Source organism: Microbacterium sp. M3, assembly GCF_033548675.1.
Lineage (GTDB): Bacteria > Actinomycetota > Actinomycetes > Actinomycetales > Microbacteriaceae > Microbacterium > Microbacterium arthrosphaerae.
On the sequence record NZ_JAWTZT010000005.1, the window covers coordinates 152,828 to 175,886 of the forward strand.

Consider the following 23,059-nt stretch of genomic DNA (forward strand, 5'->3'; position numbering starts at 1 on the left):
CGCCGACCCGAGAGGCACTGTGACGACCCCGCCGAACCCGCGCCTGCGCGCCGAGCGCGTGCGCGCCGCCCGCCACCGCCGGGCCATCGGCTATTGGTGGGTGGTCATCGGGTGGCTGCTGTCGCTGTGGATCGGCGCGTCGGTGGTGCCGCACGCGTGGGTGCACGCTCCGGCGCTGTTCGGCCACCTCGCCGCGGTGATCGTGGGCCTGGGGGCGGCCGTGCTGCTCGAGGTCACCGGATTGCTCTGGATGCTGCGCCGCAGCTCGCTCGAAGACCTCCGCCGCGTCGAGCGCACGGTGACCACGCTCGCGTGGGCCGGCATCGTCGTGCTGTTCGCGACCGGGGCGTTCCTGCAGCCCGACCTCTCGCAGCCGCTCACCGCGCTGAAGATGCTCGCGGTGCTGGTGGCCGCGATGAACGGTGTCGCGATGACCCGGCTCACCGCCGAGCTCGGCCGTCTGCCGGGCACCGTGCGGTTCTCGGCGCTGCCGTCGCGCCTCAAGCTGTGGTGCCTCTGGAGCGCCGTCGTCTCGCAGGCCGCCTGGTGGACGGCGGTCCTGATCGGGATGCTGAACACCGCTTCACGGTGATCTCACGGCTGCCTCGCCCTCGTCTCGCACCTGCACCCGCGTTAGGCTCTAGCCACACCGGAGAACTGGGACCGGTGACCCCCCGCCCGGCTTGGCAGCCGCACTCGCTTTCGAGGATGCCCCCATGCGCGATCGCACGCGCGGTGAAGAGGACGTCCCCGGCCCCCGCAGGGGCCAGGCCTCCGAACACCACACCGCACCGATGACGTCGGCGGCTTCGCCGACCCCCGCCCCGACCGTCCCCACCGCCGCGCCGGCGCCGCGCGAAGCGAAGCCGTCGGCGATCGACGAGCGGCGCGAGCGTCGCCGGCGGCGGCGTCGGCAGGCGATGATCTGGACCACCGTGGCCGCCATCGTCGTGCTCGTCGGATCGATCGGGGGCGTCTCGTACGCGATCGTGTCGAACATGTCGACGGACGAGCCCGCCGCGGCGGAGCCCGCACCCGAGGCCCCCGCCCCCGTCGAGCGCATCGAGTTCCCCCAGGACGAGCCGGCCGCCACCGCCGGGGCGCAGCCGTGCGCGACGGTGCGCGTGCTGTCGTCGTTCGAGAACGCCGAGATGGTCGAGAGCCTCGCCGCCGCCTACAACAGCCAGCCGCGCAACGTCGCCGGCTCGTGCGTCACCGTCGCGACCAGCAAGGACAAGTCGGGCGGCGCGGCCACGACCGTCGCATCCGGGTTCCCGGCCCTCGTCGACGACGAGAAGCCGACCGTGTGGCTCCCCGACTCCTCCACGTGGGTCGACGTCGCGCAGGCGTCGGGCGCGACCGCGCTGCGCGCCGAGGGCACGAGCGTCGGCAGCTCCGACATCGTGCTCGCGATGCCTGCGGCGCTCGCCACGGCGATCGGATGGGATGCCGACGCCCCGACCTGGGCGGAGGTCTTCGAGGCCGCCGGCGACCCCGACCTGTGGAGCGGGCTGGGCCACCCCGAGTGGGGCGCCTTCAAGCTGGGCAAGACGAGCCCGCTCGTCGCGACGTCCGGCGAGGCGGCCATGTTCGCCTCGTACGGGACCGCGGCGGGTTCCATCGAAGAGCTGACCGCGGCGCAGGTCCTCGATCCGACGGTGCAGGCCGAGGTGCACGAGAACGAGCTCGCGACGAGCCATTACATGGCCACCCCGGAGCACTTCCTGTGGCACGCGCGTCAGGCCGAGGCATCCGGTTCCGCCGCCGACTTCCTCTCTGCCGTCATCGTCGACGAGAAGTCGGTGTGGGACTACAACCGCGGCATCACCAGCCGCGACGGCGCCACGCGCACGCAGGCCGAGCCGCCCACCGAGCAGCTCGTGCCGATCTATCCGGCCGACGGCTCGTACACCGCCGACAACCCCGCGATGCGACTGACGGGGGCGTGGATCGACCCCGTCGAGTCGGAGGCGGCGGCCGACTTCATCCGGTTCACCCGCACCGCGCAGGGCCAGGAGGCCGTCCGCGCCGCCGGCTACCGCGACCTCAACCGTGAGCTCGAGGCGGGCGTGCAGCAGGTCGGACGCCTCGACGGCGACCGGGGCGCCACGCTCGCGTTCCCGGGCCCCGACGTGGTCACCGCCGTGCAGGCGTCGTTCCCCGATGTGCGCAAGCGCGCCAATGTGCTGTTCCTCCTCGACGTCTCGGGCTCGATGGACGAGCCGATCTCGGCGGCCGACACCAAGCTCACGCAGGCGCAGAAGGCCATCCAGTCCGCGCTCGGCCACTTCACCGCCGGCGACGACGTGGGTCTCGCCGCATTCGCGCAGGCGCCGGACGGCGCGATGGTGCCGGGCGTCGTCTCGCCGGTCGCCGACATCGGCGGCTCGCGCGACGGGTTCCTCGGCGCGCTCGGCGGCATCGTCTCGATGGGCGACACCCCGCTCTACCAGGCCGTCGACACCTACGCCGCGCAGCAGGCGGCCTCGTGGTCGGGCGATCGCATCAATGCGATCGTGCTGCTCAGCGACGGTGAGAACGACGCCCCCAACGCCGCGACGATCGGGGCGGACCAGATGCTCGCGAACCTGAAGAACCTGCACCACTCGACGCCGGTGCTGGTCTTCACCCTCGCCTACGGCGCCGACGCGGATGTCGCGACGCTGCAGTCGATCTCGAGCGCCACGGGCGCGCACTACTACGACGCCACCGATCCGTCGAAGCTCGAGGCCGTCCTCGGAGACCTCGTCACGAGCTTCTGACCCGCTCGGCCGCCGCGACTCCCCTGCTCACGCGGCGAGCGCGGTCCCCCGGTCGTTGAGCGAGCGAGTCAGCGAGACGAAAACGCCGCGAGCCGGCGCGGCGTCTCATCTCGTAGACTCCCGCGACGACCGCCGGGATCGGTGTCACGCGCCCCCGGGCCAGGCGTCCGCGAGCTTGGTCAGCAGCCTCGCCAGTTCGGCGCGCTCGTCGTCGGTGAAGGCGGCGAGCGCCGCGTCGACGGCCTCGCGCCGCTCGCCCCGGAAGCCGCGCACCAGGCGGGATCCGGCATCCGTCAGCGCCACGCGCGTGCGGCGGGCGTCGTCGGGGTCGACCTCGCGGCGCACCAGCTCGAGCGCGACCGCCTGCTGGACCAGGCGCGACGCGCGCGGCTGATCCACGCCGACAGCCTCGGCGATCTCGCCCACAGAGAGGGGGTGGGATGCCGCGGCCAGCGCCTCGAGCAGCCTCATGCGCGCCGGGCCTCCGATGCGTCCGGCGCCGGCCCACGGCGGCGCGCCGAAGCCCGGGGGCGGGCCGCCGCGACCCCAGGGACCGCCGCGACCGGCGAAGCCGTGGACCGAGCCGTCGGGGTGGACGTGCTCCTCGCCGTCGCCGTGGTGCCCGTGCGAACCGGCGTGCCCGTGCCCGTGCGCGTGCGGTCCCGCACCCCGGGGGCCGGGACCCTCCATCCACGGCGGGCGCGGCATCCGTCGCCCGCGAAGTCGCGAGAGGGCGGCGGCGATGGCGTCGGACGGATCGTCGGGAGCGGACGGCATGCCACCAATTTACATGCGACTTGACATGGATCAGAAGTGCATGTCACACTGCATGTACATGCCATCTGACATGGATTACGGCGGTCTCTGACGGAGCCGCACTCGAAAGGACCTCCCATGAACGACAACGACGACAACAAAGAGAATGACGACATCGCGCCTGCCCCCGAGCGGCCGCTCGGCTCCTGGCTGCGCGCGGTCGACGGACTGCTGACGCGCGAGTTCGCGACGGCGCTCGAGGCCGAGGGCGTCTCGCGGCGCGACTGGATGCTGCTGAACGTGCTGTCGGGCGACATCGACGCCCCCGAGTTCCGCGAGCGTCTCGCCCGCAAGGGCAAGCGCCTGCGCGGCCTGGAGGAGCGCGGCTGGGCCGAGGAGCACGGCGACGGCACCTGGACCCTCACCGACCTCGGCCGCGCGGAGAAGGAGCGCATCGGCGTGATCGTCGACGGCATCCGCAGCCGCGTGATCGCCGCCGTCGGCGGCGACGACGCCTACCGCGCACTCACCGTCGCGCTCGAGGCGATCGCCCGCGAGCTGGGCTGGGATGAGACCACGGCGGGCCGCGACCGCGGCTTCGGCCGGTTCGGGCACGCCGGCTTCGGTCCGGGCTTCGGCCCGGGCTTCGGTGGCGGCTTCGGCCCGGGCTTCGGCGGCGGCTTCGGCCCGGGCTTCCGTCCGGGCTTCGGCGGGCGCCCTGGCCCGTTCGATCCCGACCTCGCCGGCGACCTCGGGCGCAACCGCCACCGCGGGTTCGCTCCCGGGCGCCCCGGCCACCCCGCCGAGCGCTTCGACGGGCCGATGCACGGCTCTCCGGACGACGGATGCCACGGCCACCACCCCCACCCCGGCCACGGCGAGCGGCACGGGCACGGCGAGCGGCACGGGCACGGCCACGGCCACGGCGAGCACGGTCACCACGAGGGCGGCGGCCACGACGGCAATGTCCGTCCGGGCCACGGTCAGCACGGCGATCACTTCCACTTCCGCCATCACGGTCACGGCGGCCGCCGCGCGCAGCGCGCATTCGAGCGAGGCTTCGACGCCGGCTTCGCACGGGGTCGGGCGGCCGACGTGGCCTGAGCCGCGGCATCCGTCCCGTCCCCGAAGGGCGGTCCCCCACACGGCGGGACCGCCCCTTCGGCGTTCGTGCCGCCGTCCACGTTTCGCCGGCGACGCCGCCTGAGAACACGCGAAGTCCGGACATCGCATCAGGGGTGAGAAGAGACGCCGACACACGTGCGTCACACGCGGGGGGGCACAATGGGGCGGGTGAGCACCGCCCCCGCACTCCTGGCCATCTCGCACGGCACGTCGTCGCCCGCCGGGCAGGCGGCGGTCGCGGCGCTGGTGGACGCGGTCGCGCGCCGATTGCCCGACGTCGTCGTGCGGCTCGGGCACGTGGACGTGCAGCAGCCCGATGTCGCGGCATCCCTCGACGCGATCCCGGCGGGCACGCCCGTCGTCATCGTGCCGCTGCTGCTGTCGGCGGGCTACCACGTGCGGATCGACCTCATCGAGCAGACCGCCGGCCGCGACGGGGTGACCATCGCCCCCGCCCTCGGACCCGACCAGCGCCTCGTCGACGCCCTCCTCACGCGGCTCGAGCCCCTGACTCCCCAGCCGGAGGACACGATCGTGCTCGCGGTGGCCGGATCCAGCGACGACCGTGCCAACGAGGACTGCCGCGAGATCGGACGGATGCTGGGCGCCCGGCTCGGGCGGGACGTCACGGTCGGCTTCCTCGCGGCCGCCGAACCTCGCGTCGACGCCGCCGTCGCGACGGCCTCCGCAGCGACGGCATCCCGGGTCCTCGTCGCGGACTACCTGCTCGCGCCGGGCTACTTCCACGACCTCGCGGTGCGGCTCGCGGCCGGGGCCCCGGTGGCGCCGCCGATCCTCGGCGACGACGAGCCGCCGGCATCCGTCGTCGATCTCGTCGTCGACCGCTACCGGCAGGTCGCGGGTTGACGGACCGAGTCCACCAACCCGAGCGCGCGCAACTGTATGTCGCACCGTTACGCCGGTTAACGCCACTTGACGCTCGGATAGGTCAGGGGGTCGCGCGCTTCTAGCCTCACGGAATGGACTCGATAGGGTCCTGCCCGGGGGACGCCCCGGGAATCATCCCGGAGGCCACCGTGACCATCAGCGACACCGAACCGCGCTCAGCGTCCGACCGCCCGCGCGCGGCCGTGCGCCCGCCGCGCGCGTCGTCGAAGCCGAACGGCCAGTGGAAGATCGACGGCACGGCCCCGCTCAACGGCAACGAGGAGTGGAAGCAGGTCGACAACGGCCTCAGCGTGCGCGAGCGCATCGAGAACGTCTACTCGAAGGGCGGCTTCGCCTCGATCGACCCCACCGACGTGCACGGGCGGTTCCGCGTGTGGGGCCTCTACACGCAGCGCAAGCCCGGCATCGACGGCGGCCGCACCGCCACGCTCACGCCCGAAGAGCTCGAGGACGAGTACTTCATGCTGCGCGTGCGCATCGACGGCGGCCAGCTCACCACCGAGCAGCTGCGCGTGGTCGCGACGATCTCGACCGAGTTCGCCCGCGGCACCGCCGACATCACCGATCGCCAGAACATCCAGCTGCACTGGATCCGCGTCGAGGACATCCCCGAGATCTGGCGGCGGCTCGAGGCCGTGGGCCTGCAGACGACCGAGGCGTGCGGCGACGTGCCGCGCGTGATCCTCGGATCGCCGGTCGCCGGCATCGCCGCGGACGAGCTCATCGACCCGACCCCGCAGATCAACGAGATCACGGCGCGCTTCCTCCGCGACGAGACGCTCGCGAACCTCCCGCGCAAGTTCAAGTCGGCGATCACCGGCCACCCCAGCCAGGACGTCGTGCACGAGATCAACGACGTGGCCTTCGTCGCCGTCGAGCACCCCGAGTTCGGCATCGGCTACGACCTGTGGGTCGGCGGCGCGCTGTCGACCACCCCGCGCCTCGGCGAGCGCCTGGGCGCGTTCGTGCGCCCGGATCAGGTGGCGGATGCCTGGCACGGCGTCACCCAGATCTTCCGCGACTACGGCTACCGGCGCCTGCGCAACAAGGCCCGCCTGAAGTTCCTCCTCGCCGAGTGGGGCACCGAGAAGTTCCGGCAGGTGCTGCAGGACGAGTACCTCGGCTATGAGCTGCCCGACGGCCCCGCGCCCACCCGGCCCACGACGATCGGCGACCACGTCGGCGTCCACCGGCAGAAGGACGGCCGCTTCTACATCGGCGTCACGCCGATCGTCGGCCGTGTCTCGGGCGAGACGCTCGGCAAGCTCGCCGACCTCATCGAGGCGCACGGCTCGGCGCGGCTGCGCACCACACCGCACCAGAAGCTCGTCATCCTCGACGTTCCCGAAGAGAACGTCGAGCCGCTCATCGGCGAGCTCGACGCGCTCGGCCTGCAGGCGCGTCCGAGCCTCATCCGCCGCGGCACCATCGCCTGCACCGGCATCGAGTTCTGCAAGCTCGCGATCGTCGAGACCAAGGTCAACGCGACCGCAGCCGTGCTCGACCTCGAGGAGCGGCTCAAGGGCTTCGAGCTGCCGCATCCGATCTCCCTCCACGTCAACGGCTGCCCCAACTCCTGCGCGCGCATCCAGACCGCCGACATCGGCCTCAAGGGCCAGCTCGTCACGATCGACGGCGAGCAGGTGCCCGGCTATCAGGTGCACCTCGGCGGCGGCCTCGCCTCGCAGGACCGCGACGAGCCCGGTCTCGGCCGCACCGTCCGCGGCCTGAAGGTGGCCGCCGACGGCATCGCCGACTACGTCGACCGCGTGGTGCGGCGCTTCCTCGCCGACCGCGACGCGGCCGCGAACGAGACCTTCGCCCAGTGGGCCCACCGCGCCGACGAGGAGGCCCTGCAGTGACCGTCTCCCCGGCCCCCCGTCGCGCCGCACACACCCCGCGAACCGCGAGAGTACAGCTGGTCGCCGAGATGGTGGGTGGTTCCCTACCCCTCGTCCACCAGGCGTTCTCTCGCGGAGAGGGAGGGGCTCGACGATGACCGTCTCCCTCGCGCCCCGCGTGGCCGTCAAGCGCTCGCACGACGAGCTGAAGGCCCTCGCCGAGCAGGGCAACCTCGAGCTCGGCAGCCTCACCGAGCACGAGGCATCCGCTTCCGAAGTCGTCGCGTGGGTCGCGCGCAATTTCGGGACGGATGCCGCGGCCGTCGCCTGCTCGATGGCAGACGCCGCGCTCCCCCACCTCGTCGCCGAGCACCTGCCGGGCGTCGACGTGCTGTTCCTCGACACCGGGTACCACTTCACCGAGACGTACGCGACGCGTGACGAGGTGCAGCGGGCGCTCGACGTGCGGATCATCGACATCACGCCCGACCAGACCGTCGGCGAGCAGGACGCCGAGTTCGGCGCGAAGCTCTTCGAGCGCGACGCGGCGCTGTGCTGCGCGCGCCGCAAGGTCGCTCCGCTGCAGGACGCGCTCGGCGGCTACGAGGTGTGGTTCACCGGCGTCCGCCGAGACGAGGCGCCGACCCGCACGAACACGCCGCTGGTCACCTGGGACGAGCGCAACGGCCTCGTCAAGGTGAACCCCGTCGCCGCGTGGAGCTTCGACGACGTGCTCGAGTACGCCGCCGCGCACAAGGCGCCGGTGAACCTGCTCGTCGGCTTCGGCTACCCCTCCATCGGCTGCGAGCCGTGCACCAAGCCGGTCGCCCCCGGCGAAGACCCCCGGTCCGGCCGCTGGGCCGGCTCCTCGAAGACGGAATGCGGGCTGCACGAATGACCCTGTCGAACATCGACCTGCACACCGCCGGCGAAACTCGGACATCCGGCGAGGATCGGACGGATTCGGCCGAAGTGTCCGACTACCGCCAGATCTCCGACTCCCGCGGGCCCGCCACGGCCCTCAGCACGCTCGACCTGCTCGAGGCCGAGGCGATCCACGTCATCCGCGAGGTCGTCGCCGAATTCGAGCGCCCCGTGCTGCTGTTCTCGGGCGGCAAGGACTCCGTCGTCGTGCTCCACCTCGCCACCAAGGCGTTCGCGCCGGGCAAGGTGCCGTTCCCGGTGCTGCACGTCGACACCGGCCACAACTTCCCCGAGGTCATCGCCTTCCGCGACGAGACCGTCGAGCGGCTCGGCATCCGCCTCGAGGTCGCGCGCGTGCAGGACTACATCGACGACGGCCGCCTGCAGGAGCGCGCCGACGGCACGCGCAACCCGCTGCAGACCCTGCCGCTTCTCGACGCCATCGCCGCCGGCCGCCACGACGCCGTCTTCGGCGGCGCGCGCCGCGACGAGGACAAGGCCCGGGCCAAGGAGCGCATCATCTCGCTGCGCGACGAGTTCGGCCAGTGGGACCCGCGCAACCAGCGCCCCGAGCTGTGGAGCCTGTACAACGGCCGCCACACCCCCGGCCAGCACGTGCGCGCGTTCCCGATCTCGAACTGGACCGAGCTCGACGTCTGGCGCTACATCGAGCGCGAGGGCATCGCCCTGCCGCCGCTGTACTTCGCGCACGACCGCGAGGTCTACGCGCGCGACGGCATGTGGCGCCCGGTCGGCCCGTTCTCGCCGCCGCGCGAGGACGAGACGGTCGAGGTGCGCACGGTCCGCTACCGCACGGTCGGCGACATGAGCTGCACCGGAGCGGTGGAATCGGATGCCGCGGACCTCGCCGCGATCGTCGCCGAGGTCGCCGTCTCGACCCTGACCGAACGCGGTGCGACGCGCGCCGACGACCGCCTCAGCGAGGCGGCCATGGAGGACCGCAAGAAGGACGGGTACTTCTGATGACCAGTGTGGACACGCAGCCTTCGGTCGTTGAGCGAGCGAAGCGAGACGAAACGCCTGCGGATGCTCAGAGCGTTTCGTCTCGGTCGCTGGCGCCGGTTGTTGAGCCTGTCGAAACACGCTCAACGACCGGGGACGAGCCGACGCTGTTCCGCTTCGCGACCGCGGGGTCGGTCGACGACGGCAAGTCGACGCTCGTCGGCCGCCTGCTGCACGACTCCAAGGCGATCCTCGCCGACCAGCTCGATCAGGTCGCCCGCACCTCGGCCGATCGCGGCTTCGCCCACGGCGACTTCGACTTCGCCCTCCTCACCGACGGCCTGCGCGCCGAACGCGAGCAGGGCATCACCATCGACGTCGCCTACCGCTACTTCTCGACGGGCTCGCGGTCGTTCATCCTCGCCGACTGCCCGGGCCATGTGCAGTACACGCGCAACATGGTCACCGGCGCCACCACCGCCGACGCCGTGGTCGTGCTCGTCGACGGCCGCAAGGGCGTGCTCGAGCAGACCAGGCGCCACCTCGCGGTGGTCGCCCTCCTGCGGGTGCCCCACGTCATCGTGGCGGTCAACAAGATCGACCTGGTCGGCTTCTCGCAGGAGACGTTCGCCGACGTCGCGGCGCAGGCTCAGAGCGTCGCGACCGAGCTGGGCATCGAGGACCTGCACGTCATCCCGGTGTCGGCCCTCGAGGGCGACAACATCGTCGACCGCTCGGAGCGCACCCCCTGGTACGAGGGCCCGGCGCTGCTCGAGCTGCTCGAGACGCTGCCCGCCGCCGACGAGACGGAGCGCCACCTCGAGCCGCTGCGCCTGCCGGTGCAGCTGGTCCTGCGTCCGCAGGGCGGCCTGGCGCCCGACGTCGAGCCCGACGAGGCCGAGCGCCTGCGCGACTACCGCGCCGTCGCCGGGCGCATCTCGAGCGGCGTCGTGCGCGTCGGCGACCGGGTGGAGATCTTCCCGGCGGGTCGCACGACCACCGTCACCGGCATCCGCTCGGCCGGCACGCAGGTCGACGAGGCCACCGCTCCCCAGTCCGTCTCGCTCGAGTTCGCCGACGACATCGACACCGCGCGCGGCGCGCTCGTGGTCGCGGCCGGCTCGCTGCCGCCGGCGCGTCGCGAGTTCGAGGCGGAACTGTTCCAGCTCGACGCGCGGGCACTGACCCCCGGCATCCGTGTCCTCGTCAAGCACGGCACCGCCACCGTGCAGGCCATCGTCGCGCAGATCGAGTCGCGCTACGACCTCGACGCCCTGACGCACGAGCCGGCGCAGACGCTCGAGACCAATGACATCGGCCGCGTGCGGCTGCGCCTGGCGGCCGACCTGCCGCTGGAGCCGTACGGCACCAGCCGCCACGGGGGCTCGTTCCTCGTGATCCATCCGTCCGACGGCGCGACGCTCGCCGCCGGCATCGTCCGCGACTGAACCGTCCCGGACCGCAACCCCCACCGAGCAACACCGAACCTAAGGAGGCGACACCGTGAACAAGATCCGCACCGCGACAGCACTCACAACCCTGGGACTCGTGGCCGTCATGATGGCCGGCTGCGCCTCCGCGGCGGCGGATGCCGGTGACGGCGGCGACGCCGCACCGGTCGACGAGCTGCGTCTGGGCTATTTCGCGAACGTCACGCACGCACCGGCGCTCGTCGGCCTCGAAGAGGGACTGTTCGACGAGGCGCTCGGTGACGTCGAGGTGACGACCCAGGTCTTCAACGCGGGCCCGGCCGCCATCGAGGCGCTCTCGGCCGGTGCGATCGACGCGACCTACATCGGCCCGAACCCGTCGATCAACACCTTCATCCAGTCCGGCGGCGAATCGGCCCGCATCGTGGCCGGCGCCGCCACCGGAGGCGCCGCGCTGGTGGTGCGCGAGGGCATCGACGACCCCGCCGACCTCGCGGGCACCACGATCGCGACCCCGCAGCTCGGCAACACGCAGGACGTCGCCGCGCGCGTCTGGCTGGCCGACGAGGGCTTCGAGACCGACACCTCGGGCGGCGGCGACGTGCAGATCACGCCCACCGAGAACGCCCAGACCCTCACGCTGTTCCAGGACGGTCAGCTCGACGGCGCGTGGCTGCCCGAGCCGTGGGTCTCGCGCCTGGTCATCGACGCCGGCGCGCACGTGCTGCAGGACGAGGCCGATCTCTGGGAGGACGGCGAGTTCCCGACGACCGTGCTGCTCGTGCGCAAGGAGTTCCTCGAGGAGCACCCCGACGTGGTCGCCGACCTGCTCGAGGGCCACGAGGCCGCCGTGCGGTGGATCGCCGACAACCCCGAAGAGGCGCCGGCCGTGATCAACGGCGCGATCGAGAAGGAGACCGGCAAGCCGCTGGCGGATGCCGTCATCCAGCGCGCGCTCGAGCACGTGACCTTCTCGGTCGACCCGCACGCCGACACGTTCGAGACGCTCGTCGAGAACGGCATCGAAGCGGGCACGCAGAAGGAGGGTTCGATCGAGGGCCTGTTCGACCTGCGCCTGCTCAACGAGCAGCTCGAGGCCGCGGGCGAAGAGCCCGTCTCGGCGGCAGGGCTCGGCGAGGACTGAACATGAGCACCGCAGCGGGCCGAAAGGCAGCATCCGCGCCGGCATCCGCCTCCGGCGCCGCTCACGCGGCGTCGGGGGCGGGCGCGCCCGCGCACGCGGGCACGCCCAACCCGCTCGGCCCGAGCTTCGACAGCGTCACGCCGGTGGCGGTGCCCGCCCCGGCGCCCGCCCCGGCGGTGCGGATCGACGGGGTCTCCAAGCGCTTCGGCACCGGCCCGGTGGTGCTCGAAGACGTGTCGCTCGACATCGCGCCCGGCGAGTTCGTGTGTCTCCTGGGCGCATCGGGCTGCGGCAAGTCCACGCTGCTCAACCTCATCGCCGGGCTCGACCGGCCCACCGCCGGCCGCATCGAGACTCCCGACGCCGGCTCTGCGGTCATGTTCCAGGAGTCGGCGCTCATGCCGTGGCTCACCGCCCGGCGCAACGTCGAGCTGGCGCTGCGGCTGCGGGGCGTTCCGCGCGGCGAGCGTCGCGAGAAGGCCCTGTCGCTGCTGGATGCCGTGAACCTGGCGGATGCCGCCGAGAAGCGTCCGCACGAGCTGTCGGGCGGCATGCGCCAGCGCGTCGCGCTCGCCCGCGCCCTCGCGCAGGACCGGCCCGTGCTGCTGATGGACGAGCCCTTCGCTGCTCTCGACGCCATCACCCGCGACCTGCTGCACGAGGAGCTCGAGCGGGTCTGGCGCGCCACGGGGCGCACCATCGTTTTCGTCACGCACAACGTGCGCGAGGCCGCCCGGCTCGGCCAGCGCGTCGTGCTGATGGGCAGCCGTCCGGGCCGCATCGTGCAGCAGTGGCAGATCGCCAAGACCACCGGCCGGCGCATCGAATCGCCCGAGGTCGCCGCCCTCTCGGTGGAGATCACCGAGCAGCTGCGGAAGGAGATCCGCCGCAATGCCGCATGACATCATCCCCGCATCGGTCGTCGAACGAGGGCGCGGAGCGACCGACACGAAACGCCTCGAGCCGACCGGCGACGTCTCGGCTCGCTCGACGACCGAGAGCGACGACCTGCGCTCCCTCGAAGCGGGCCTCGACAAGCTCCAGACCGACCCCGACGCCGGGCCCAGCCGCTGGCGCCGCTTCGCACAGAGCGTCGTGCCGCCGATCGTCTTCGTGATCCTGCTGATCGTCGCGTGGCAGCTGTACGTCGTGATCGCCCAGCCGCGGCCCGACAAGGTTCCGAGTCCGGTCGACGTGTGGAACGCCCTGGGCCTCGCGTGGGACACGGGCCGTCTTCAGGAGGCCGTCGCGACGAGCCTCGAGCGGGGCATCGTCGGCTTCATCATCGCGATCATCGTCGGCACGCCGATCGGCCTGCTGCTCGCAGAAGTCCGTCCCATCCGCCGCGCGGTCGGGCCGATCATCTCCGGCCTCCAGGTGCTGCCCTCGGTGGCCTGGGTGCCCGCCGCCATCATCTGGTTCGGCCTGTCGGACGCGACGGTGTACTTCGTCATCCTCATGGGCGCGATCCCGTCGATCGTCAACGGGCTCATCGCGGGGATCGACCAGGTCCCGCCGCAGCTGCGCCGCGTCGGCACGGTGCTCGGCGCGTCCCGCTGGCAGCTGGCCACCGCCGTCGTCCTCCCGGCGGCACTGCCCGGCTATCTCGCCGGCCTCAAGCAGGGCTGGGCGTTCTCCTGGCGCTCGCTCATGGCGGCCGAGATCATCGCCACCGGCGGCTCGATCGGCTTCGGCCTCGGCTCGATGCTGGATCAGTCGCGGGAGCTCGCCGACATGGCCGGAGTGCTCGCCACGATCATCCTCATCCTCGCGATCGGCATCCTCATCGAGCTCGTCTTCTTCGGGCCGCTCGAGCGGCGGATGCTGAAGCGCCGCGGCCTGCTCATCACCGGAGGTGCCCGATGACGCTTCGACACGCTCAGCGACCGGGCGAGGCGCAGGGTCCGCAGTCGACGCCCACCGGCAAGGTCTGGCTCGTCGGCGCCGGCCCCGGCGACGCCGGACTCCTCACCGTCAAGGGCCTGCGCGCCCTCGAGGCGGCCGATGTCATCGTGGCCGACCGGCTCGGTGCGCGTGCCGTGCTCGACGGCCTGGCGGCCGACGGCGTCGACCTGCGCGCCGAGGTCGTGGACGTCGGCAAGCTCCCCGGCCACCACGCCGTGCCCCAGGACGCGATCAACGCGCTCCTCGTCCAGCTCGCCCACGACGGCAAGACCGTCGTCCGGCTCAAGGGCGGCGACCCGTACGTGTTCGGCCGCGGCGGCGAAGAGCTGCACGCGTGCCAGGAGGCGGGCGTCGCCGTCGAGGTCGTGCCCGGGATCACCAGCGCCGTCTCGGTGCCCGCGATCGCCGGCATCCCGCTCACCCATCGCGGCGTCGCGACGGCCTTCACCGTGGCGACAGCCCACGACCAGATCGAGGCGCTCGGCGGCGGCCGCGACCACACCGTGGTGCTGCTCATGGGCATCGGCACGCTGGCGAACTCGGCGATCACGCTCGCCCGCGGCGCGCGCGGTGCGGACTGCCCCGTCGCCGTCGTCGAGGACGGTTACGGACCCCGCCAGCGGGTCACGGTCGGCACGCTCTCGACCATCGCGCACCAGGCCGCGGAGCGAGGCATCCGCTCCCCCGCCGTCGTGGTCGTCGGCGACGTCGTACGGCTCAGCCCGTACGCGCCCGCCGCTCTCGTGCCCCTCGAGCTCACCCGCTTCGACCCCCTCGCACCGCGCACGCAGCGCGCCTGACCCGGCGCCCGCTCGCGTACGCCCTTCGCCCATCCGAAAGAGACCACTGTGACTTCTTCGAGCCTCCAGAACCTCCGCGTCGCCATCGTCGGCGCCGGTCCCGCCGGCATCTACGCCGGCAACATCCTCACCACCTCCGTCGTCCAGGCGGGGGGAACGGTCGCGATCGACCTGTTCGAGTCGCTGCCGGCGCCCTACGGGCTGATCCGCTACGGCGTCGCGCCCGACCACCCCCGTATCAAGGGCATCGTCAACTCGCTGCACGAGATGCTGGATCGCTCTTCGGTTGTAGAGCACCGTCGAGACACGCGGTTCATCGGCAACGTCGAGGTCGGGCGCGACATCTCGATCGACGAGCTGCACGAGCGCTACGACGCCGTGATCCTCGCGACCGGCGCGATCCGCGACGCCGTGCTCGACATCCCGGGCATCGACCTGCCCGGCTCGTTCGGCGCCGCCGACTTCGTCGCGTGGTTCGACGGCCACCCCGACGTGCCCACCGAGTGGACGCTCGACCAGCGTGAGGTCGCCGTGATCGGCAACGGCAACGTCGCGCTCGACGTGGCGCGCATCCTCGCCAAGCACGCCGTCGACCTGCGCTCGACCGAGATCGCCGACAACGTGCTCGCCGGGCTCGAGGCCTCCGCCGTCACCGACGTGCACGTCTTCGGCCGCCGCGGACCCGCCGACATCAAGTTCACGCCGATCGAGCTGCGCGAGCTCGGCGAGGTGCCGAACGTCGACATCGTCGTGAGCGACGAGGACTTCGCCTACCTCGAGGGCTTCACGCCGGCGAACAACCAGCTGAAGGTCATGCTGCGCATCCTGGAGAGCTGGCGCACGCGCGAGTCGACCGGGGCGAGCCGCCGCCTGCACCTGCACTTCTACCACTCGCCCGTCGAGGTGCTCGGGTCCGACCGCGTGGAAGGCCTGCGCTTCGAGCGCACCGAGCCCGCCGAGGACGGCCGCGTGCGCGGCACCGGCGAGTTCCGCGAGTACCCGGTGCAGCAGGTCTACCGCGCCGTCGGCTACTACGGCACGCCTGTCATCGACGCTCCGTTCGACGTCAAGGCCGGCGTGGTGTCGAACGTCGAGGGACGGGTGACGGATGCCGCGGTCACGGGCGACGTCGACGCGCCCGTCATCGCCGGGCTCTACGCCACGGGGTGGATCAAGCGCGGACCCGTCGGCCTCATCGGTCACACCAAGTCGGACGCGATGGAGACCATCGCCCACCTCGTTTCGGACGCCGAGGCCGGCCGCCTCACCGCCCCGAGCGTGGACGGCGATGTGCTCGACCTGCTCGACGAGCGCGAGGTCGCGTACACGACGTGGGACGGCTGGCTGGCGCTGGACGCGCACGAGCGAGAGCTGGGTGCGAACCACGTCCACACGCGCGAGCGCGTCAAGGTCGTGCCGCGCGACGAGCAGGTCGGCATCTCGCGGGGAGCGCTCGTCCCGTGACCTACGTGATCGCCCTTCCCTGCGTGGACGTCAAGGACCGCGCCTGCATCGACGAGTGCCCGGTGGACTGCATCTACGAAGGCGACCGGTCGCTGTACATCCACCCCGACGAGTGCGTGGACTGCGGCGCCTGCGAGCCGGTGTGCCCGGTCGAGGCGATCTACTACGAAGACGACCTGCCCGACGAGTGGCAGGACTACTACAAGGCCAACGTCGAGTTCTTCGACGACATCGGCTCGCCCGGCGGCGCCGCCAAGGTCGGCGTCATCCACAAGGACCACCCGGTGATCGCCGAACTGCCGCCGCAGGGAGAGGGTCATGACTGACCAAGACCCGCTCACCCGTCACGATGTGTCGCCGGCGGCGGCAGATCGTGACAGGGGAGCAGAATTGCCTTCGACCGAGGTCGACGTCGTCGTCATCGGCGGCGGGCCGGCGGGCCTCTCCGCCGCGCTCAACCTCGGGCGCGCCCGCGCCTCCGTCGTGGTGGTCGACGCCGGCCGTCCGCGCAACGCCGCGACGCTGCGCTCGCACGGGTTCCTCACGCGCGACGGCGTGCCGCCGCTCGAGCTGCGCAAGCTGGCGCGCGCCGAGCTCGCCGCCTACCCGAACGTGCGCGTGCTCGATCGCACCGTCGTGACGGCGCTGCAGGAGCGGGACTGCGGCGACGGCCGCCGCTTCCTCGCGGCGCTGAAGGGCCGGGGCACCGGCATCCCGCCCGCCGTCGCGGCCCGCTCGGTGCTCGTTGCCACCGGCCTGCGCGAGACGCTGCCCGACATCCCCAGCCTCCGGGCGTACTACGGCATGACGGTGTTCAGCTGCGCCGCGTGCGACGCGTGGGAGCTCCAGGACCGCCCCCTCGCGCTCATCGGCGAGACTGCCGACCTCGCGGCACGCGCCCGGCTGATCGCGCGCTGGACCGACCGGCTCACGGTCTTCACCAACGGGTCGGACGCGGTCGACACCGTCGAAGAGGCGGAGCTCGCGGCATCCGGGATCGTCGTCGAGCGCCGGCCGATCGACGACCTCGAGGGCGAGCGCGGCACCGTGTCGGCCGTACGCCTGCAGGGCGGCGAGCGCGTCGGGATCGAAGGCGGCTTCGTGCGCCCGCAGTGGCACCCCGCCCTCGACTTCGTCGCCGGCATCGACCTCGACCTCGACCGCTTCGGCAACCTGGTCACCGATCGCTCCGGGCGCACGTCGGTGCCGGGCCTGTATGCCGCGGGGGATGCCGCGTCCCCGGGTCCGCAGCAGCTCATCGTCGCCGCCGGCCAGGGCGCTCGCGCCGCAGCCGTGCTGGTGCACGACCTCGTCGGGGTGCGCACGGCGCACTGATCCCGGTGCGGGTCGGCCGCGGCATCCGCTCGTCGTCGTGTGGGCGCCTCCGCGCGCCGGTGAGTGTCGCGCGAGGGAACGGCGGTGTCAACCCCGGCGATGCGCGCGGGCGTGCGGTCGTAGCGTGGCCGTCTCATCCAGACGGAGGCGACATGAGCGACAGCAACCCCACCCCCATCGAGCTGCAGAAGTACCTCGGCGGCGTCGACTACCCGGCCAGCCGGGACGATCTCGTCAGCACTGCCCGTGCCAACGGCGCCCCCGACGACCTCGTCGCCGCGCTCGAGAACTCGGGCACGGACTCGTTCGACAGCCCCACCGACGTCAGCGAGGCGGTCGCCGGCAGCTGACTCCGCGGGGTCCGGCAGACCGTCGGTACGCGCTTCGACGCTCGCCGGGCGCGCGGGCGGGCGGCGCTCGTGGTGAGGGCTCGCTCGGAGCGCTTGGACGGTCTCGCTCGCGGTGAGGGCTCGCGTCAGAGGGACGGATCGCCGTTCGCCTGCCACGCCTCGCGGCCGGGTGCGAGCATCTCGCGCACCTGCGCCTGGTGCGTCGTGGCGGGGGTGACGGTGTCGGGCCACGTGTCGAGCTGCTGCGCGGCCCAGTCCGCCCACGCGATGACGTGGTCGTAGTGCCCGATCATGAACGTGTTCGCCAGCGCGAAGAGGTGCCGGCGCTCGGGGAACGTGCCCCCGGTCTCGCTGATGAACGCGGCGTACCGCGCGAACATGTCGCGGTTCGCCCGCGCCTGCTCGCGCGTCTGGGCGAGCGTGCGGCGGAGGTCGTCGAGCGAGCCCTGATCCGAGAGAAGCACCCGCACCATGCCCTCGAACTCCAGGCTCGGAGGGCGCACGGGGGTGCTCAGCCAGCGCGTCAGAGCCTCGCGGCCCTCGGGAGTGATCGAGTAGATCGTGCGGGCGCGCTTGCCGGTGTGCTCCTGGCGGGTGTCGACCAGTCCTTCGTCGCGCAGCCGGGTGAGCACCGCGTAACGCCCCCGGTCGGCAGACGGCCATAGCTCCGCCACCCCGCGGCCGAGCTGCTCGGCGAGCTGGTAGGCGGACCAATCGCGACCCGCCAGGAGGCCGAGGGTGAGGTAGCCCGTGATGGAGGGCTCGCGGTCGGGCACGCGGGCCTCCTCGTGGGTGTGCGGATTTGCGGTGCGGGTTTGCGGTGCGGCGGCCACGGGCTCGCGGTGCGGGCTCGCGGTCCGGGTTTGCGGTGGGGCATCCGCGGGCGTGCGGTGCGGTGCGGTGCCGGACGTAACAGGCTAGCGCTTGGCCACCGCCTCGACCCTATACTGCAGAGTGCAGTAAACCGCGGGCCCGGTGTGGGGACATGGGCAGGGCGGGCCGGTGCGGGGACCGGCCCGCCGCCGCGGCGCACCGCCCCCAAGGCTCTGGGCGAGACACCGCGGCCGCCCCGCCGCCGGCGATCCACGGCGGGCCCGACGCGCATCACGCGCGGCCGGCTGGCCGGCACCTTGGCCGTCCGTGGCCCGCGCCGTGGCAGCGCGCTTCGTTCCCGGCAGGCTCTGTGCGCGAGCGCCACCGTCGGAGCCGACCCCGCTGAGGCCGCTGCGGGGCGGCGGACGTCTGGATGACGCTGCCGGACGGCGGTACGGTGGCGACAGCGCCCTCAACGCTTCAGGGGGTCGTCGCCGAGGGCGGTGACGTGAAGCCGGGGCGCACGGTCGGCGCGAAGCGGCGCCGACCGGCGGCGGGGAGGCTGCCATGTCAGTGCAGAGGGAATCGACGACCGAAGAGCTTCGGCTGCTGCGCGCCCGGGCCTACGGACCCGACGCCGACATCGCGGACGATCCCGCGGCCCTCCGGCGACTCCACGAGCTGGAGGAGCAGGCTCGGCCAGAGGTGCGGGATCCCGCCGGCCCCGGCCCCGGCACGGGCCCCACGGCGGCGGGTGCGCCTCCGGCGGGAGCGGGCGATCCCGGTACCGACCCAGCGACCGCGCTGGGGGCGGGGCGCGACCCCCAGCCCGCCGCCGGCAGCTCCCCCGGCACGCGGCCGTTGGGCGAGGACGGGTCGCCGAGCGCTTCCGACCCGCCGCGCGCGAACGGCGCTGACCGCCCCTCGACGCCGGATTCACCTGACGAGGGCGGGACGGCGGGCGACGGATCCACCGGCCGCCGCACCCGCATCGCTCTCTCCGCCGGCTCGCCGGCGGCGGCCGGCAGCACGGGTTCCGCCGAAGTCGGACAGACGCCGAGCCCGCAAGCCGAACCGGCGGCCGGGGATGCCGAGGGTGAGGCAGCCGGTCGCCCGACATCGGGCCGTCCGTGGTGGCGCCGCACCCGCACGCTCTGGATCGCCTCCGTGCTGCTCGCGGCGATCGTGGCCTCCGCCGTGACCGTGCTCGTGTCGCAGTTTCCGACCGGTCGCGTGGCCGTCCTCCGCGTCGATCCTGACGCCGAGTGGCCGGAGGACTTCTTCGGCCCGTCGCAAGAAGGCGTCACGTATGAGGAGTTCCTGGGGCTCTCCACTCTCGTCGCACCGCAGGACTGGAACCAGGGCCAGGAGCTCGACTGCCTCTACGTGCGGGCCGCCGAGAACGACAGCGGCCCCAGTACCGGCGGGTGCTCCTCCGGGTTTCCTCCGACGGCCGGACTGGTCGTGGTCCTCTCCTCGCCCGAAGAGCTGCGCGAGCGGTTCCCGGTGGGCACGGCATTGCAGTTCGTGGCCGAGGGGTCGGAGGTCCACGTCTACGCGAAGCCGCCGCCCCTCACCGAACGGACGCCATGACGGTCAGGCGCCCCGGCTCCCGGCATCCGTCGCCCCCACGTCGGTGCGGTGGAAGTTCTGGAACGAGCGGGATGCCGTGGGCCCGCGCTGCCCCTGATACCTGTTGCCGTACGGGCCGGAGCCGTAGGGACTCTCGGCGGGCGAGGTGAGCCGGAAGTAGCAGACCTGGCCGATCTTCATGCCGGGCCACAGCTTGATGGGAAGCGTCGCGACGTTCGACAGCTCGAGCGTGACATGGCCCGAGAATCCGGGATCGATGAAGCCGGCGGTGGAGTGTGTCAGCAGCCCCAGGCGGCCGAGCGACGACTTGCCCTCCAGCCGTGCCGCGATGTCGTCGGGCAGGGTGATCTGCTCGAAGGTCGATCCGAGCGCGAACTCGCCCGGGTGGAGGATGAACGGCTCCTCGGGGTCGACCTCGATGAGGCGCGTCAGCTCGGGCTGGTCTTCGGCGGGATCGATGAACGGGTACTTGTGGTTGTCGAAGAGCCGGAAGTACCGGTCGAGCCGCACGTCGACGCTCGAGGGCTGCACCATCGCGGGGTCCCACGGGTCGAGCGCGAGGCGCCCCGCGTCGATCTCGAGCCGGATGTCGCGGTCACTCAGCAGCACGGGGCCAGCCTATCGGGGCCGTCCGGTAGTGCCGTCGGCGCGGCGTAACAGGCTTCCTCATGCCGAACGCGTTTCGTCTCGTCGCTGCGCTCCTCGCTCGACGCCCGACGCGCGAGGGCGGCGCCTTCGTCGAGCACGGCGACGAGGGTGTCGGGGTCATGTACGAAGCGACCGAGGAAGGGCCGTCCACGGCGTCTGCGAGGCGGGTGAGCAGACCCGGGAGCGGGTGCGGCGGGGCGTGCTGTTATGCTGGCCGGGCGCCGTAACAGGTGCGCGAACGCCGGAAGGCCGGCGTCCGGGGCTGTAGTTCAATGGCAGAACTTCTGCTTCCCAAGCAGACAGCGCGGGTTCGATTCCCGTCAGCCCCTCCATATGCCAGCGATCGCCGCGCACGAGTACTCGCCCTGGGACTTCTGGAGCGAAGCCTCTGCGGAGGAGCGTGACGCCCAGCTGGCCCTCCAGCAGGCCGTCGTCGCCGGCCGGGCCGATCACGAGCTCGGCGAGCAGTGCTTCCTCTCCGAACTCGCGTCGATCGACAACGACGCGCTGCGCCTGGGCGACCGCACCTACGTCGCGGCGGGCGCGTACCTGACCGGCGATCTCCGCGCCGGCGCCGACTGCAGCATCAACCCCTACACGGTGATCCGCGGCCGCGTCACGATGGGCGACGGCGTGCGCATCGGCGCGCACACCTCCATCCTCGGGTTCAACCATTCGATGGAGTCCGGCACGCCGGTGTTCCGCCAGCCGCTCACCTCGAAGGGCATCGAGATCGGCGACGACGTGTGGATCGGGTCGCACGTCGTGATCCTCGACGGCGTCCGCGTCGGCTCGCACGCCGTGCTCGCAGCGAGCGCCGTCGTCACCAAGGACGTCCCCACCGGAGCGGTCGTCGGCGGCAACCCCGCGCGGTTCATCCGCTGGCGCGTAGAGCCCGACGACACCGGCGTCGCCCCCGACGCCGCGGCTGACGCGGCGGCACGCGGCACCGACGAGCGGCCCTCGACGACCGCGCACCCCGATGCCGGACCGCAGCCCGCCGCGTTCGCCGCCGTCGATGCAGCCGAGCGGGTCATGGCCGCGCAGGACCCGGCGACCGCTGCACCGCACCCGAGCATGGCCGCCGCCCCTGCACCGCACCCGAGCACGTCCGCCGCCGCGTCGCAGCCGAGCACGTCCGACGCGCAAGCCGACGCCGACACCCGCACGCAGACGCCCACGCAGACCACCGCCGCGAACGACGCCGCGGGCCTGGCCGAACGGGTCGCCGAGTTCGCCGCACGCGCGCGGGCCGAGGCATCCGCTCTCCTCGATCGCGCCTGGCGCGACGACCTCGGCCTCTTCGCCGACCGCCCCGGCGCTGCCCCCACGGTCCGCGCGCAGGCCGACGCCGTCGAGATCGCCGACCTCCTGCTCGGCACGGCGCCGCCGCAGGCTCCCGCAGCCGAGCAGATCGAGCGGCTGCGCGGATGGCAGGATGCCGCGACCGGCGCGGTCGCTCCCCTCGATGCCGATGGACGTCAGGCGGAGGGCCTCGGGTTCGCCCACGCCGACGTGGCGTACCACGTGCTGAGCGTGGGGTACGCGCTGGATCTGCTGGGATCGTCGTTTGCGGCTCCTCTCACGTGGGTGACGGCGGCGACGCCCGAACGCGTCGTCGAGTTCTGCGAGAGTCTGCCGTGGGCCACCGACGCCTGGGGCGCCGGACACCACGTCGACGGCTTCGGCACGGCGCTGCTGTGGACAAGGCGTGCCGGGCATCCGATTCCACCGGGTGTGGAGGAAGCGCTGTTCGGCTGGCTGCTCCTCCACACCGACCCGCACACCGGCATGTGGGGTTCGCCGACGCCTGAGGGCGGCCTCCTCCCCGTGGTCAACGGCTTCTACCGGGCCTCGCGCGGCACGTTCGCGCAGTTCGGCGTGCCGGTCCCCCACCCCGAGCGCGTGATCGACACGGTGCTGCGCCACGCGCGTGACCCGCGGTGGTTCGCCCCCGGCGCTCGGAACGCGTGCAACGTCCTCGACATCGCCCACCCGCTGTGGCTCACGCGCGAGACGGGCTACCGCGGGGACGAGGTGCGGGCACTTGCAGCGCGACTGCTGTCCGACGCGCTGGCGAGGTGGACCCCGGGCGCCGGCTTCTCCTTCCGCGAGCCCACCCCGGCGACGCGGGGGCTCACCGAGACCGAGACCGGCCTGCAGGGCACGGAGATGTGGCTCGCGATCCTCTGGCACCTCGCCGACCTGGTGGGCGTCTCGGGCGCGCTCGGCTACCGGCCTCGAGGCGTCCATCGCCCCGAGCCCGCCGCCGCGCTGCGGTAGGCGGCATCCGTCCC

At 72.7% G+C, this 23,059-nt stretch carries 21 protein-coding genes and 1 tRNA gene; 19 read left to right on the forward strand and 3 right to left on the reverse strand.

The window, feature by feature from the left end; genetic code table 11:
- The first annotated feature begins 19 nt into the window (after positions 1-19).
- Positions 20-592, forward strand: a complete 573-nt coding sequence (locus tag R8Z57_RS15210) for a hypothetical protein (RefSeq protein ID WP_318354629.1) — start codon at positions 20-22, stop codon at positions 590-592.
- A 124-nt stretch (positions 593-716) separates the two neighbouring features.
- Complete coding sequence (locus tag R8Z57_RS15215) at positions 717-2,762, forward strand: vWA domain-containing protein (RefSeq protein ID WP_318354630.1); 2,046 nt, start codon at positions 717-719, stop codon at positions 2,760-2,762.
- A 144-nt stretch (positions 2,763-2,906) separates the two neighbouring features.
- Here the strand turns inward: R8Z57_RS15215 and R8Z57_RS15220 are convergent, their stop codons facing one another.
- The gene (locus R8Z57_RS15220; protein WP_318354631.1) at positions 2,907-3,539 is read right to left on the reverse strand and encodes a MarR family winged helix-turn-helix transcriptional regulator; all 633 of its coding nucleotides are present in this window, start codon (positions 3,537-3,539) and stop codon (positions 2,907-2,909) included.
- 117 nt (positions 3,540-3,656) lie between these two features.
- Here R8Z57_RS15220 and R8Z57_RS15225 point away from each other — a divergent pair, with 117 nt between their 5' ends.
- The 14 genes from R8Z57_RS15225 to R8Z57_RS15290 all read left to right on the forward strand — a co-directional run bounded on the left by R8Z57_RS15225 (position 3,657) and on the right by R8Z57_RS15290 (position 17,708).
- Positions 3,657-4,622: a hypothetical protein gene (locus R8Z57_RS15225; RefSeq protein ID WP_318354632.1), complete on the forward strand. Its 966-nt coding sequence runs from the start codon at positions 3,657-3,659 to the stop codon at positions 4,620-4,622.
- 189 nt (positions 4,623-4,811) lie between these two features.
- Positions 4,812-5,510: a sirohydrochlorin chelatase gene (locus R8Z57_RS15230; RefSeq protein WP_378723456.1), complete on the forward strand. Its 699-nt coding sequence runs from the start codon at positions 4,812-4,814 to the stop codon at positions 5,508-5,510.
- Between the two features lie 176 nt (positions 5,511-5,686).
- The gene (locus R8Z57_RS15235; RefSeq protein ID WP_404810354.1) at positions 5,687-7,414 is read left to right on the forward strand and encodes a nitrite/sulfite reductase; all 1,728 of its coding nucleotides are present in this window, start codon (positions 5,687-5,689) and stop codon (positions 7,412-7,414) included.
- 133 nt (positions 7,415-7,547) lie between these two features.
- Complete coding sequence (locus R8Z57_RS15240) at positions 7,548-8,291, forward strand: phosphoadenylyl-sulfate reductase (RefSeq protein WP_318354635.1); 744 nt, start codon at positions 7,548-7,550, stop codon at positions 8,289-8,291.
- Between the two features lie 74 nt (positions 8,292-8,365).
- Positions 8,366-9,301 (forward strand): sulfate adenylyltransferase subunit CysD, encoded by a 936-nt coding sequence (cysD, locus tag R8Z57_RS15245; protein ID WP_318354636.1) that lies wholly within the window; start codon positions 8,366-8,368, stop codon positions 9,299-9,301.
- A complete protein-coding gene (locus tag R8Z57_RS15250; protein WP_318354637.1) occupies positions 9,301-10,728 on the forward strand; it encodes a sulfate adenylyltransferase subunit 1 in 1,428 nt (475 codons plus the stop codon). The genes cysD and R8Z57_RS15250 overlap by 1 nt, the downstream gene beginning before the upstream one ends.
- 55 nt (positions 10,729-10,783) lie before the next feature.
- Positions 10,784-11,854, forward strand: a complete 1,071-nt coding sequence (locus R8Z57_RS15255) for an ABC transporter substrate-binding protein (RefSeq protein ID WP_318354638.1) — start codon at positions 10,784-10,786, stop codon at positions 11,852-11,854.
- A 2-nt stretch (positions 11,855-11,856) separates the two neighbouring features.
- Positions 11,857-12,756 carry an ABC transporter ATP-binding protein gene (locus R8Z57_RS15260; protein WP_318354639.1) on the forward strand — a complete coding sequence of 300 codons (900 nt, stop codon included), beginning with the start codon at positions 11,857-11,859 and terminating at the stop codon, positions 12,754-12,756.
- Positions 12,746-13,720, forward strand: coding sequence for an ABC transporter permease (locus tag R8Z57_RS15265; RefSeq protein WP_318354640.1), 975 nt, complete (start codon positions 12,746-12,748; stop codon positions 13,718-13,720). Before R8Z57_RS15260 ends, R8Z57_RS15265 begins: the two co-directional genes overlap by 11 nt.
- Positions 13,717-14,559, forward strand: coding sequence for a uroporphyrinogen-III C-methyltransferase (cobA, locus tag R8Z57_RS15270; protein ID WP_318354641.1), 843 nt, complete (start codon positions 13,717-13,719; stop codon positions 14,557-14,559). Before R8Z57_RS15265 ends, cobA begins: the two co-directional genes overlap by 4 nt.
- 48 nt (positions 14,560-14,607) lie before the next feature.
- The gene (locus R8Z57_RS15275; RefSeq protein WP_318354642.1) at positions 14,608-16,023 is read left to right on the forward strand and encodes an FAD-dependent oxidoreductase; all 1,416 of its coding nucleotides are present in this window, start codon (positions 14,608-14,610) and stop codon (positions 16,021-16,023) included.
- Entirely contained in the window at positions 16,020-16,349 is a 330-nt protein-coding gene (gene fdxA, locus R8Z57_RS15280) for a ferredoxin (protein ID WP_318354643.1), read from the forward strand. Before R8Z57_RS15275 ends, fdxA begins: the two co-directional genes overlap by 4 nt.
- Complete coding sequence (locus R8Z57_RS15285) at positions 16,342-17,358, forward strand: NAD(P)/FAD-dependent oxidoreductase (RefSeq protein ID WP_318354644.1); 1,017 nt, start codon at positions 16,342-16,344, stop codon at positions 17,356-17,358. The genes fdxA and R8Z57_RS15285 overlap by 8 nt, the downstream gene beginning before the upstream one ends.
- Positions 17,359-17,510: 152 nt before the next feature.
- The gene (locus R8Z57_RS15290) at positions 17,511-17,708 is read left to right on the forward strand and encodes a DUF2795 domain-containing protein (RefSeq protein WP_318354645.1); all 198 of its coding nucleotides are present in this window, start codon (positions 17,511-17,513) and stop codon (positions 17,706-17,708) included.
- A 125-nt stretch (positions 17,709-17,833) separates the two neighbouring features.
- On the opposite strand, the gene R8Z57_RS15295 is transcribed toward R8Z57_RS15290, so the two are convergent.
- A complete protein-coding gene (locus R8Z57_RS15295; RefSeq protein WP_318354646.1) occupies positions 17,834-18,484 on the reverse strand; it encodes a PadR family transcriptional regulator in 651 nt (216 codons plus the stop codon).
- A gap of 604 nt (positions 18,485-19,088) precedes the next feature.
- Here R8Z57_RS15295 and R8Z57_RS15300 point away from each other — a divergent pair.
- Positions 19,089-20,114, forward strand: a complete 1,026-nt coding sequence (locus R8Z57_RS15300; RefSeq protein WP_318354647.1) for a hypothetical protein — start codon at positions 19,089-19,091, stop codon at positions 20,112-20,114.
- A gap of 3 nt (positions 20,115-20,117) precedes the next feature.
- On the opposite strand, the gene dcd is transcribed toward R8Z57_RS15300, so the two are convergent.
- On the reverse strand, positions 20,118-20,723 hold the full coding sequence (dcd, locus tag R8Z57_RS15305) for a dCTP deaminase (RefSeq protein ID WP_318354648.1): 606 nt from the start codon (positions 20,721-20,723) through the stop codon (positions 20,118-20,120).
- Between the two features lie 297 nt (positions 20,724-21,020).
- On the opposite strand from dcd, the gene R8Z57_RS15310 reads away from it, so the two are divergent.
- Positions 21,021-21,094: transfer RNA gene (locus tag R8Z57_RS15310), tRNA-Gly, on the forward strand.
- Between the two features lies 1 nt (position 21,095).
- Entirely contained in the window at positions 21,096-23,045 is a 1,950-nt protein-coding gene (locus tag R8Z57_RS15315) for an acyltransferase (RefSeq protein WP_318354649.1), read from the forward strand.
- The last annotated feature ends 14 nt before the right edge of the window (positions 23,046-23,059 follow it).